This is a genomic window from Desulfofalx alkaliphila DSM 12257 (assembly GCF_000711975.1).
GTDB classification, from domain to species: Bacteria; Bacillota; Desulfotomaculia; order Desulfotomaculales; family Desulfohalotomaculaceae; genus Desulfofalx; species Desulfofalx alkaliphila.
Window position 1 is genome coordinate 1 of sequence record NZ_JONT01000035.1, and the last position, 11,531, is coordinate 11,531.

Annotated in this window: 15 protein-coding genes; 13 read left to right on the top strand and 2 right to left on the bottom strand. The window is 46.3% G+C overall.

Translation table 11 applies throughout. The annotated features are described in order from the left end of the window. Positions 1-92: 92 nt before the first annotated feature. From BR02_RS14920 to BR02_RS0112145, 13 genes are all read left to right on the top strand, one after another. Positions 93-4,286, top strand: coding sequence for a phage tail tape measure protein (locus tag BR02_RS14920; RefSeq protein WP_169738613.1), 4,194 nt, complete (start codon positions 93-95; stop codon positions 4,284-4,286). A 3-nt stretch (positions 4,287-4,289) separates the two neighbouring features. Next, entirely contained in the window at positions 4,290-5,135 is an 846-nt protein-coding gene (locus BR02_RS14925) for a phage distal tail protein (protein WP_051688306.1), read from the top strand. Positions 5,136-5,146: 11 nt separating this feature from the next. Continuing rightward, positions 5,147-7,111: a siphovirus ReqiPepy6 Gp37-like family protein gene (locus BR02_RS15930; RefSeq protein WP_051688307.1), complete on the top strand. Its 1,965-nt coding sequence runs from the start codon at positions 5,147-5,149 to the stop codon at positions 7,109-7,111. A 1-nt stretch (position 7,112) separates the two neighbouring features. Continuing rightward, on the top strand, positions 7,113-7,427 hold the full coding sequence (locus BR02_RS0112100) for a hypothetical protein (RefSeq protein ID WP_031517460.1): 315 nt from the start codon (positions 7,113-7,115) through the stop codon (positions 7,425-7,427). Positions 7,428-7,438: 11 nt separating this feature from the next. After that, positions 7,439-8,377, top strand: coding sequence for a hypothetical protein (locus BR02_RS0112105; RefSeq protein ID WP_051688308.1), 939 nt, complete (start codon positions 7,439-7,441; stop codon positions 8,375-8,377). After that, positions 8,374-8,865, top strand: coding sequence for a hypothetical protein (locus tag BR02_RS0112110; RefSeq protein WP_031517463.1), 492 nt, complete (start codon positions 8,374-8,376; stop codon positions 8,863-8,865). The genes BR02_RS0112105 and BR02_RS0112110 overlap by 4 nt, the downstream gene beginning before the upstream one ends. A gap of 15 nt (positions 8,866-8,880) precedes the next feature. Then, positions 8,881-9,183, top strand: coding sequence for a hypothetical protein (locus BR02_RS0112115; protein WP_031517465.1), 303 nt, complete (start codon positions 8,881-8,883; stop codon positions 9,181-9,183). Then, positions 9,183-9,284 (top strand): CD1375 family protein, encoded by a 102-nt coding sequence (locus BR02_RS15780; protein ID WP_207641030.1) that lies wholly within the window; start codon positions 9,183-9,185, stop codon positions 9,282-9,284. The genes BR02_RS0112115 and BR02_RS15780 overlap by 1 nt, the downstream gene beginning before the upstream one ends. Beyond that, the gene (locus BR02_RS15685) at positions 9,277-9,450 is read left to right on the top strand and encodes a CD1375 family protein (protein ID WP_169738614.1); all 174 of its coding nucleotides are present in this window, start codon (positions 9,277-9,279) and stop codon (positions 9,448-9,450) included. Before BR02_RS15780 ends, BR02_RS15685 begins: the two co-directional genes overlap by 8 nt. Positions 9,451-9,519: 69 nt before the next feature. After that, entirely contained in the window at positions 9,520-9,723 is a 204-nt protein-coding gene (locus BR02_RS0112130; protein ID WP_157834971.1) for a hemolysin XhlA family protein, read from the top strand. Between the two features lie 12 nt (positions 9,724-9,735). After that, positions 9,736-9,957 carry a hypothetical protein gene (locus BR02_RS15935; protein ID WP_051688309.1) on the top strand — a complete coding sequence of 74 codons (222 nt, stop codon included), beginning with the start codon at positions 9,736-9,738 and terminating at the stop codon, positions 9,955-9,957. Beyond that, positions 9,917-10,513: a D-Ala-D-Ala carboxypeptidase family metallohydrolase gene (locus tag BR02_RS16065; protein ID WP_169738615.1), complete on the top strand. Its 597-nt coding sequence runs from the start codon at positions 9,917-9,919 to the stop codon at positions 10,511-10,513. The genes BR02_RS15935 and BR02_RS16065 overlap by 41 nt, the downstream gene beginning before the upstream one ends. A gap of 10 nt (positions 10,514-10,523) precedes the next feature. Next, positions 10,524-10,712, top strand: a complete 189-nt coding sequence (locus BR02_RS0112145; RefSeq protein WP_031517474.1) for a hypothetical protein — start codon at positions 10,524-10,526, stop codon at positions 10,710-10,712. A 75-nt stretch (positions 10,713-10,787) separates the two neighbouring features. Here BR02_RS0112145 and BR02_RS0112150 read toward each other — a convergent pair whose 3' ends face one another. Further along, the gene (locus BR02_RS0112150; protein ID WP_031517476.1) at positions 10,788-11,135 is read right to left on the bottom strand and encodes a hypothetical protein; all 348 of its coding nucleotides are present in this window, start codon (positions 11,133-11,135) and stop codon (positions 10,788-10,790) included. 175 nt (positions 11,136-11,310) lie between these two features. Beyond that, positions 11,311-11,531, bottom strand: a 221-nt coding sequence (locus BR02_RS0112155; protein ID WP_207641031.1) for a helix-turn-helix domain-containing protein, incomplete at its 5' end; no start/stop codon positions are given.

Here is an 11,531-nt window from a genome sequence, read left to right on the forward strand (position 1 = left end):
TTACAGGCGAGAATCAAGGTGGGCATGGACAGATTGAGAGAGGAAATATAAAACGCATCCTAAGCGGGTGCGTTTTTGTTGTATAAAGGCAGGTGAATCAGTTGGCCAAAAGCATACGGGGCATAAATGTTGTTATCGGTGCCGAAACTACTGGGCTTAGTAAGGCCCTTACTGACGTAAATAAAAAATCCAGGGACATACAAAAAGAACTTAGGCAAGTTGACCGCCTGCTGAAATTCAACCCACGCAACACCGAACTTTTAGCCCAAAAGCAAAAATTACTGGGTGACCAAGTGGCGAATACTCGGGAGAAGTTAGACCGCCTAAAAGTGGCCCAGGCCCAGGTAAACGAGCAATTCCGCAGGGGCGAGATTAGCGAAGGACAGTATCGGGCGTTTCAGCGTGAATTGATAAAAACAGAAAGTCAACTAAAGCACTTTGAAAGACAGCTTGCGGCTACCAGAAAAAGCCTTGACGACTATGGAAAGTCCATGCAAGACGCTGGTAGAAAAATGACCGATGCCGGGAAAAACCTGTCTATGAAAGTCACTGCGCCAATTGTCGCTTTAGGTGCAGTGATAGCTAAAACTGGCATGGAATTTGAATCTAGTATGTCACAGGTACAAGCCTTGTCAGGTGCCACGGCTGGAGAAATGCAAAAAATGGAGGAAGTCGCCAAACAGTTAGGGGCGACTACTGTATTTTCAGCGTCACAAGCGGCCGAAGGTATGGCCTTTTTGGCCATGGCGGGCTGGGAAACCCAAGATATTCTAGCCGGAATCCCCGGTATCTTAGACCTAGCTGCTGCCGGTGCAATGGACTTGGGCAGGGCGGCTGATATTACATCAAACATTATGTCCGCTTTTGCAATCGAAGCAGAAAAAGCAGGCCACGTTGCAGACGTGTTGGCCGCTGCCAGCAGTAACGCAAACACCAACCTAGAGCAGATGGGTACTGCAATGACCTATCTCGCCCCTGTTGCAAATACACTGGGGTGGTCTCTTGAAGAGTCTGCGGCCGCGGTAATGGTCATGAGTGACGCAGGGTTACAAGGCGAAAAAGCAGGTGCGGCCTTTGCGACATCTTTGCAGAGGCTGGCAAAGCCTTCGGCAGAAGCAAAAAAGGTAATAGATGAATTAAAAATATCCTTTTTTGATGCCGAAGGACAAATCAAGCCACTACCCCAACTTATAGGCGAGGTACAAGAGGCGACTAAAGATCTAACGAGCGAGCAAGAAGCAGCCAAACTGAGCACCATCTTTGGGGCGGAGGCCTACAAGAACTGGGCGGTACTTTTAGAAGCAGGATCAGAAACATTAGGCAAAAAAACACAAATGCTGCACGAATCAGAAGGTGCAGCAAAGCAAATGGCCGAAACCATGCTGGACAACACCAAAGGGGCAATTGAGGAGCTAAAATCTGCCCTAGAAGGGCTTGCCATCCAGATTTCAGAGCACATCCTACCTGCTATAAAAAGTTTGATAGAGTATGGGACTGGTTTAGTACAAAGATTTAGTGAAGCTCCCCCCATAGTGCAAAAAATAACAGTTGCTATTGCTGCTTTAGCAGCGGCCATTGGCCCTTTGTTAATTGTTGTGGGTTTGGTGGCCCAAGGGTTAGGGGCAATAATGCTGGTACTCCCGAAACTGGGGGCAGCCTTTACAGCTTTAACGGGGCCTGTCGGCCTAGTTGTTGCTGGTTTGGCGGCGGCAGCTTTTGGCATATCAAAACTAGTTGGTCACTTAAAATCAGACGCAATCCCTGTTGTTGATTTGTTTGGTGAAGAGGTGTCCGAAGCTACACAGCAGGCTGTTGGTGGTTTTCTTGATCTACACGACAAGGCAACGATAGCGTTAAGCCAACTAAGTTGGAGTAGCCAAATTGTCACGCAAGAAATGGCTAACGGTATAGTAGAGACTTACGGCCAAATGAGTGAACAGATTTTATCTAGCATTAAAGAGCGACATAACCAATCAATTGCTTCTATGAAAGGGTTTTTGGCTGATAGTAGTAATATAACACAAGAACAACAAGCGCAGATTTTGTCTGACATGGAAAAACACCATAAAGAACAAGAAGAAATTGTTGCTAACGGCGAGAAAAGAATTAAGGAAATCTTAGAAGTAGCGGCTAAAGAAAAAAGGCAGTTAAAAGAAGAAGAAAAAGCCGAGATAGAAAAAATAAACAACGAGGTAAAAGAATTAGGTATCCGCCACCTATCCGAGAGCGAAGAAGAGCACAGGATTATCCTTTCTCGGATGAAGAATAACGCCGAAATTATAACAGCCGAGCAAGCCGCAGAAGTGGTACGCAGCAGCAAAGAACAGGCTGATAAAACCATAGAAGAGGCTGAAAGACAGCGAGACAAGACCATTGCGGAGATTGAATACTTACGAGATGAAGTTGGTGCAATTTCTGAGGAACAGGCTAAAATGCTGATTGAGGAAGCAAGAAAACAGTGTGATGAAGTAACCAAAGAAGCAGAAGAAATGCACCAGAATGTCATTGAAGAAGCTAAGGCCCGTGCCCAAGAACATGCCGATCTTGTGGATTGGGAGACTGGCGAAGTGCTTAGCAAATGGGAAGTTATGAAAAACAACGTAACTACCAAGGCAAAAGAATTGAAAGAAAACATGTTTACGACATGGGAAGATGTAAAAACCAACACTAGTCAGGCATGGGAGAATATAAAAACATCTGCTGTAAATGCGGCTAGCAGTCTATATACTTCCGCAAAAGGCAAACTCGAAGAATTGTGGGCGTATATCAAAGACATACCGGGGCAAGCAGTAGAGTGGGGCGCAGATATAATTCAGGGCCTGTGGAAAGGTATTTCCGAATCCGCTGCAACTATGGCCAATAATCTTAGAAACTGGTTTAGCAAAAACGTTATAGGTGTTGCAAAAAGCATACTAGGCATCGCATCACCCTCCAAGGTATTTATGACCATTGGCCGGGAGATTGTTACGGGCCTAGGGGATGGAGTTAATGCCCAGAGCGGCTACGCTGTAGACCAGATTAAGCGGCTGGGCGATAAGCTACTCAATACCGGTGACGCTATCAGCACAGGTTTGATCCGTGTTGACAAAAAGACCGGCGAAGTCATTCACGACAATACTTACAAAAACATTATGAAGCGGATCGACTTGTACTACCGCGACCGTGATCGCCGGGTAGCCCTTATGACGGACGCGACAGACGCAAACATAAAGCAACTGCAAAAAGAAATAGACGCCACTCAAAAGGCTACAGATATAAAAATAAAGCTGTATGAACAGGAATACAGAGCAAAGTCCAGCCTAGTTGACGATGAATACGATGCACGAGTTAAGGCGTTGTATGCTGAGATTGACGCCATCGACAAGCTAAACGAGCAAGAAAAGCGGGCTAGAGAAGAACAGGAATATCAGGACAAGATAACCAACCTATGGGCCGAATATGACGCGGCGGTTGAATCCGAGCAAGACGCGGGGCATATTTTAGATCAAATACACCAGGTTGAAGCTGAGCGGCGACAAAGGCTGGTCGAGCAAGAGCGGCGCGACCGGCAACAACAGATCCGAGAACAGATTGAACTTGAACGTGAGCGGGCAGCCGAGAAGAAACGACAGCTCGAGGAAGAGCTGGAAGAAAAACGATACAACTTAGAGCAACAGCGTATTGCCGAACTGGAACACATGAACCAGATCATATCGTTTATGCAGGAGCAGGTAAGGCTTACTGAGGAATTAGAAAAAGTCCAAACCGACATTAAGAATAAAGAGCTAGAAATACAGACGAAACAAATGGACGAAGAAACCAAAGAGCAGACCAAAGCCGACCTTGCAGAATTAAAAGAACGAGAAAAGAACCTGAAAAAGACCATCGCCAACAACCAATCCAACCTGGAGGCATTTACACCAAGGTTGCAGCAAATATCTAACAGATATGGCCAGGTAATGTTGGCTGGGTTTAAGTCCACCGAAAGTCAAATCAAGGCGTATATTAACGACTTAATTATATACATGCAGGAACAATTAGCGCAGGCTGGGATTGGCGGGGCACTGAGGGCTGACGGCTACCATGCCCAGGGGCTTGCCTACGTGCCCTATGATAACTACAGGGCAATCCTCCACGAAGGGGAAAGGGTCCTGACCAAAGCTGAAAACCGGGAGTATACCGAGGGTGGGAGCAATAAGGGCGGCGATGTTACTGTCGTACAACATATTTACAGTCCGACCCCCGATCCAAGAACTGAGCAGCGCAGAGCGGCCAGGGAATTCAAAAAGCTTGCCCTGGGGGTGTAAACCATGAAAAGCACTGAAAAATTAGTATATAAGAATTCCAACGGGGAGATAGTAGAATTTTCATACTTCTCCCCGTTTACTCCCTTGGAGTTTTCCGAGGCCCTGGACAGCGAAATTACCTCAGTTAAAAATAATCTTCAAGATGGGGAGACTTTTGTCAGTGAGACTTTGGAGCCGCGGATCATCACCATTGACGGCTTCTTTCAGCTCTCGCCGACAAATAACGTCCTGGAACGGAGACTGAGGAAAGTCTTTAATCCTAAGCTGTCCGGAACCTTGACCTTTCAGGCATTGGACTTTGTTCGTCAGATTGATGTGAGACCGGAATCCCTGCCGGAAATAAAGAAGGAGGACCGCCGGGGAATATTCAGTATTGAACTGATCGCTCATAATCCGTTTTGGCGGGAAGTAGAACGCATGGAGTTTTTAGCACTGCTAAACCCATTGCTACGCTTTCCGCTGGTGATCCCCGAGGGAGGTATGATGTTTGGCATACGATCCTCAATTTTGCAAACCGAATTTGAGAACGTGGGCGATGTGGAGACCGGTTTCCGGGTAGTGTTCAAGGCCAGGGGAGGGACAGTGGTAAACCCTTGGGTTACTAATGTTTTGACCGGAGAAAAAATAAAAATCCTATACACCATGGCGAAAGACGACATAATTGAAGTTATCAATTATCCGGGTAAGAAGCAAGTTCTCATTAACGGGGTTAAGTCTTTTCAATACTTAGACCGGCTGAATTCAACCTTTTTCAATCTGGCAGTTGGCCGGAATGTCATGGGGTATCAAGCCGATGAAAATACAATTAATCTTGATGTGATTGTTTATTATAGCCCGGCTTACTTGTAGGAGGTGATAGGGTGCGGATTGAGGTATTCAAAGGTTTTGAACTGGTTGACATGATCTATGAATACGCAAGCCTTGAACGGGAGAGAAAATATGCCGGGGCGGGTAATTTTACGCTGGTTTTAAACAGCTTGGAATATGTGACGGCACTGCAACGGGACAATTATTTAGTGATCGGCGATGATTGCTACATCATCGAAAACGTGCATAAGTACAACACCGAAAAAGGCGAAATACGGTTGGAGGTTACCGGTCGGCACCTGAACAGCATCCTTGACCGCCGGGTAGTGAGTACCTGGGCACTGAATACCGGCACCACATATGAGAGACAGATTTATACCTTGGTGGACGCTAATTTTATCACAGCATCTGACACATCCCGCCGGGTGCCTTTTTTGTTTAGTGCGCCATCTAAAGACTTGACCGTCAAACCCACCGAGGGACAAGTTTTTGAAAGCATCGACGTTTTAAGCATATTGGAAGAAATATGCCTACGGGCGGGGATTGGCTTCCGGGTTAACTTTGACCCGGAAAATGAAAGAATGACCTTTGAGGTTTACCGGGGTGCAGACCGGACAGAAGATGTGTTTTTTAGCGAGGATTTTGGTAATGTTGCCGATAGTGAATTATACGAACAAGGCCGGGACTATCGAAATGTCGGCTACCTAAATAATCAGGGGACACTAACCCGGATTGGTAATGCAACGGGTTTGGACCGTAGGGAATTTATTTATGAAGGTGACGATCCCGCCGATGTGACAGCGGAGTTGGCCGCAAGAAAAGTGCTGGTTAGTGCCGAGTGTGCCATACTGCCTACCGAACAATTTACCTACCGGGTGGATTGGGATTTGGGCGATGTGGTGACATTTATTGACCGGGGTATCGGGTTTACTGTTGAGAAATCCGTGCTGGAAATAAAAGAAACCTATGCCGGCGGTAAGTTGGATTTGGATTGTGTGTTTGGTGATCGCATCCCGACCGTATTTGACAAGCTAAGCGCAGGCGGTGCAGGCAGTGTTGCCGGCGGTGGCGGTACTGGGCCACCAGGCCCGGAAGGGCCGCAAGGCCCAAAGGGTGATAAGGGGGATAAGGGAGATCGGGGCCCCAAAGGGGACAAAGGCGATAAAGGCGACCCTGGTGAAAAAGGGGAGAAAGGCGATAAAGGTCCTAAAGGTGATAAAGGAGACATGGGTCCTAAAGGGGACCAAGGAGAGCAAGGACCAAAGGGCGATAAAGGTGATAGTATTGAGTTTGCCTGGAATGGGACTCAACTAGGTGTTCGTGTAGAAGGGGAAACAAGCTACCAATATGTCAATCTTAAAGGTGATAAGGGCGACAAGGGTGATACTGGCCCGCCAGGTAGCGATGCTAGTGTAACAAAAACAAATGTGTTAGATGCTATAGGTTATACTCCTGTGAACAAGACTGGTGACAGTATGACAGGAAACTTATCAGTTGAGGCCACCACTTTTCCGGTAGTGGATATTACCCGTAACACAAGTAGCACAGGTGGAAATGTGTATGGTGGGGCTAGGATGGTAAGAAAGACCACCAATCCTGTCAATGGTGTGGGTATCGGCTTCTACTTTCAAGCCCCCAATTCAAATAAGGTTATGACCCATGCTGGAATGTTCGGGGGAGCATTGGGCACCATTGCCGCCGGAAGTGAGAAGGGTGAAATAGTCTTTGGCCCATCTTATGCAGGACAAGACCCTTATACCCGGCGTGATCTTGTAATTAGAGCAATATCAGCAAGCAAGGCCGAGGCGGAGTTAAACGGTAAGCTGAAAACAGATCAAACTGCCGCAGGGGATGCAAGTAATACGGTAGCCACCAAAAAATATGTTGATGACAGTAAGCCAACCAAACTTAGTCAACTGGAAAACGACATTGGCGCAGGGGCGGGGTTAAATATAGTGGTAAGTCCTACCGAGCCACCTCAATTAAACACAGGCGACTGGTGGTTTAAGGAGGTGTAACATGGCTGAAAAAAATATACTGATGCAACGAAAAAATGCTGATGGTACTTTTAACATCTACTACCCGCAGGTAAAGGCATGGGACACATGGCTACAAATGCCCGGCTATTACGTCACAACGTCCTTCGGTAGCACCACTACAACAGAGACAATTAAAAACTCCAGCACCCAGGCGGTATTTGCTACCAAGGTAACTACTTTTAACGCCAACGGCAGTATTACCGAAAAAATAACACCAGCAACGGGACAAGCAATCCAGATAGTAACCGTATTTAACACTGATGGCTCCATAACCCAGAACATAACCAACGTGTAGGAGGTGAGAATATGGAAAAAAGTTTTCCTTTTAACGCCGTTGAGGTGGATGGCGTACCCGACCGAATGTATAACGCCGAGGACTTTGCCCGGTACTTTGCACAGTTTATTAGCAATGGGGTGTACCCTAACCCGTCCAGCGGCTTACAAGTACAAGCGGATGGCAGTATGGTTGTAACCGTCCAGCCGGGTAGTGCCTACGCCACTGGCTATGGCTATGTATTGACCGATCCAATGCAAGTTAGTATTAATACGCCTGACGCAGCCCATAACCGCAAGGACAGCATAGTGGTGCGGTTAGATCTAACCGACAGGAGTATGAAACTACTATACCGACCCGGCACACCAGCCACCAATCCACAGGCACCAGCGGTTGTACGCACAGCGGATATATTTGATCTGCAGTTGGCTGTTGTGACTGTTAGGAGCAACACTACCAGTATACTGCCCGCTGATGTGCTGGATACACGGATGAATGGCAATGTATGTGGTATTGTGTCGGCTGTGGTGGATAGTGTGGATACTACTACGCTGTTTAATCAGTACGAAAATTACCTTAATCAAAAGATGGCCGAGTGGGATGCAACCAAGCAACAGCAAGAATCCGATTGGCAGGAAATGTTTGATAGTAACCTGACGGAAATTACAGCTTGGTATAACAGCGTCAAGACTGACATTACCTTGTTGCAAAGTTTTAGCTTTGATAATTTAGCTGAATTAAAAGGGTGTAGCAAGTCAACTGTATTTAACCCCAATGGCAGCATATCTGAAAACATCGTCAAAACCGTTGGCGGGGCTAAGGTGGCTGACCGGGTGACGGTGTTTAACCAGGACGGCAGTATTACCGTTACGACAACGGCTTACGAGGATGATGGGCAAACAGTGATGAAGGAAGCAACAGTAACGACGGAATTTAATCCTGATGGAAGCATTTCGGAGGTGGTTGTATGAGTATATGGGCAGCGATTAAAAAGGCAGTAAACAGCAACTTAGATACACCGCTGGACTCTTTAATCGGACAGCGGACGGACGCGGCTAATTCAAGCGGCAGTGTTCATGCAAAAATAAAGGACGTTAAAGCGACCGTAGGCGACCCAGGGGACAGTGCTAATGCTAATGGTACTGTACATGCAAAATTGCGAAATATAAAACAAGATATTGCGAATAAGAGTGTTGTAAAAAGCGTACAGAGAGGTTACTTTGATAAAAATATTTATCATGGCTCTAGTGAATATGAGCTCATTCCCATTTCGCCAGTGAATGTAGATAAATCTCTTATTGTTTTAGCAACAATGGCGTATGGGGACGCAGCAGGACGTACAGGAGACAGGGCAGCTGTGTCTGCTAATTTTGCATCTAGCAGTACTTTAAAATTGGTAAATATGGGTAATACCGAATACAGTGTCGGTGTTGAATGGCAAGTCATTGAGTTTTATTAGATGGGAGGGATGTATATGTCATATAGTTATGCACAGTTGAACAAGGATAATATTTGTATCGGTGTATCTACGTTATCGGGAAAGGTTGATTTCCCGCATATGATACCTATTGATAATAGTGACGGTGATTATATTTGGCGTAAATACGAGAAAGGTCAATGGTCTGAAGAAAAGTTTAAACCCGACATAGAGGGAGTGGAAGCACCCGAGGAATCTGTCGAAGATAAATTAGCCCGCCTAGAGGAGCAAAATCTAATCCTAATGGACGCCATTGCCACAATGTTTGAGGAAATACTTATACTGCGAGGTGAAGAGTAATGGTAGAACTATACGCCACCCTAGTTAGAGAAGGTCGCCGCACCATCGACCAAGTGCCCGCAAGATACCGGGCAGAAGTGCAGGCGTTACTAGATGCTTAGTTGGTTATTTAAAATATTAACAGGAGGGGTTAACGTGATAGATTTGTACATTGCATTGATAATCGCCGGGCGTAGGACAATAGACCAGGTACCTAGCAGGTACAGGGATGCAGTCATTGCAGACTTAGCAGCATTAGGATTAGACGAAAACGGGCAGCCACTCTAAATGGGTGGTTATTTTTATGCCCTGGGTGCCGCACTATGGTGCCTGGGTAGTTTTGTTGGAGGTGGCGGGATGGATGATGTAAAAGAAATGCTCCGTGACCATGAACGGAGGATTGTCATGCTAGAAAAAGCAGATGCAGAGTTTGCCATTAGGCTGGAAAATCTGATTGAAAAGCTGGAAAATTTGACCGGCTGGATCAAAGCTCTTGTGGTGACTGTAGTGTCAACTGGTATAGGCTTTTTTATTTGGTACATTCAGAGCTTGCCTAGGTGATGGTGATGTAATATGCAGTTTTCTAAGGTAATCGTAACAGCGGTAGTGATACTCAACGTGGTGTTTACTGCCGCTGTTTTATATGCGTTTTTGCAAGTGGGATCCGAACCAACAGCACTTATCGCGGCCTGGTTTGCATTTACGACCGGTGAGCTTTTCATGTTGGCCAATATCAAAAAAAGGAAGTTGTTTTTTGAAAGGAGAGAAAAACCTAATGTTGAAGATGGGCAGTAAAGGAGTAAAGGTTACTGAGCTGCAAAGTGACTTAGCCAAGGCAGGTTTTAACCCTGGTGCGGCAGATGGGATATTTGGGCCAGCAACCGATAGAGCAGTTAAAGCATTTCAGCAGGCAAATGGCTTGGTGGTAGATGGCATTGTTGGGCCAGCTACACAGGCCAAGCTAACGGAGAGGGTTAATGTTAAACCTCGCCAAGCACAAAATAAACAACTGAGTAAAAACTTTAACGAGCGTGAATTTGCTTGCCGGCACTGTGGACAGATCCACATCGAGCCTGAGTTAATTAATAAACTGCAGGCGTTGCGGGATGCCCTTAGCAAACCGATAACCGTTACCTCTGGGTACCGGTGTCCTACTCATAACAAAAACGTCGGCGGTGCTAGTCAGTCCCGTCACATGCAAGGACAAGCTGCTGATATTGTGGTGCCGGGCGTTAGTCCCGCACAGGTAGCACGGGCGGCGGAGCGGGTAGGCTTTGGCGGCATAGGTATCTATGCGAAACAAGGATTTACGCACGTTGACATCGGACCGCGCAGGCGTTGGAATGGTTAGGAGGGGTATCATGCAGAGAGATATTGTAACACGGCTCAAAAGCCGCAAGTTTTTATCTGCAGCTTTTTATACTTGTTTTGTGTTAGCTAGCGAAGTATTTAATTTGCCGATCAGTTATGAGGCATACGCCGCCATTGGCGGTGTGCTGGGATTGTATATCCTTGGGGAGGCGTACACCGATGGACAACACAAAAATTAAGCCCGATCATTCTACTACCTCCTTTTAATTTTGCAGTGGCCGGGGGTTGTGATCTGCCCCCGGCCTGCGACCGCCTTAGATAAGGTTGTTTTGGCAGTCGCGGTTGTAGTTTGCGAGGGAACAAGTAGAGCAGTCACCGTTGTTTTGAGTGCAATATGGTTTCCTTGCCTCGCCAAACAACTCTGCTGCTAAATCTCTACCTTCTTCAACCCCTATTTTTATGGGTTTTTGTGGGGCGTAAGTACTACTTATTTTATCACCTGGTGCAACAAGCTCTACTACCCCGTATGGGCTATCTACTACATTGTAGCCATCCAAAAATACAAGGCAGTTTCTTTTTGTTCCGGCAAATACAACTTCTCGACAACTTCCCACTATTTGGTATTCCGTGCTTGTATTGACATAATACTTTGTTATTTTCATTTCATTACCTCCTTAGTTTTTAACCTCTGTCCTCCCAGCCTCCCCTTATGCCCTGCCGGGGCCTTCGCCCTCGTTGCGCCGGGTGGCTGCTCTTATTTAGTTGTGTTTGTCGTTCCCTTTGTTGTTAATACTATTATAGCATATAGATTATATAATGTCAACACTATATAACAAATTAGTTTAAAGTTTTTTCGTATAAATTTATAAGCGGCACTCCTAGATAGTCGGCCACCCGGACTAGGGACTCCAGTGTGGTGCTATTGAGGGTCTCCCGGTTGACCAGGCTGTGCATTGTAGGGTAGTGGATGTCTAGGTCTGTGGCTATTTTGTTTACGCTGATGCCTTGGTCAGACAACAAGTCTTTGATTTTATTTTTAAGTAGCATCTTCACACCTC

What these genes read in the sequence shown, in the direction of transcription:
- BR02_RS14925 (WP_051688306.1), top strand. Translation starts at nt 4,290, where the DNA reads ATGAAAAGCACTGAAAAATTAGTATATAAGAATTCCAACGGGGAGATA.
- BR02_RS0112100 (WP_031517460.1), top strand. Translation starts at nt 7,113, where the DNA reads ATGGCTGAAAAAAATATACTGATGCAACGAAAAAATGCTGATGGTACT.
- BR02_RS0112105 (WP_051688308.1), top strand. Translation starts at nt 7,439, where the DNA reads ATGGAAAAAAGTTTTCCTTTTAACGCCGTTGAGGTGGATGGCGTACCC.
- BR02_RS0112110 (WP_031517463.1), top strand. Translation starts at nt 8,374, where the DNA reads ATGAGTATATGGGCAGCGATTAAAAAGGCAGTAAACAGCAACTTAGAT.
- BR02_RS0112115 (WP_031517465.1), top strand. Translation starts at nt 8,881, where the DNA reads ATGTCATATAGTTATGCACAGTTGAACAAGGATAATATTTGTATCGGT.
- BR02_RS15780 (WP_207641030.1), top strand. Translation starts at nt 9,183, where the DNA reads ATGGTAGAACTATACGCCACCCTAGTTAGAGAAGGTCGCCGCACCATC.
- BR02_RS15685 (WP_169738614.1), top strand. Translation starts at nt 9,277, where the DNA reads ATGCTTAGTTGGTTATTTAAAATATTAACAGGAGGGGTTAACGTGATA.
- BR02_RS0112130 (WP_157834971.1), top strand. Translation starts at nt 9,520, where the DNA reads ATGGATGATGTAAAAGAAATGCTCCGTGACCATGAACGGAGGATTGTC.
- BR02_RS15935 (WP_051688309.1), top strand. Translation starts at nt 9,736, where the DNA reads ATGCAGTTTTCTAAGGTAATCGTAACAGCGGTAGTGATACTCAACGTG.
- BR02_RS0112145 (WP_031517474.1), top strand. Translation starts at nt 10,524, where the DNA reads ATGCAGAGAGATATTGTAACACGGCTCAAAAGCCGCAAGTTTTTATCT.
- BR02_RS0112150 (WP_031517476.1), bottom strand. Translation starts at nt 11,135, where the DNA reads ATGAAAATAACAAAGTATTATGTCAATACAAGCACGGAATACCAAATA.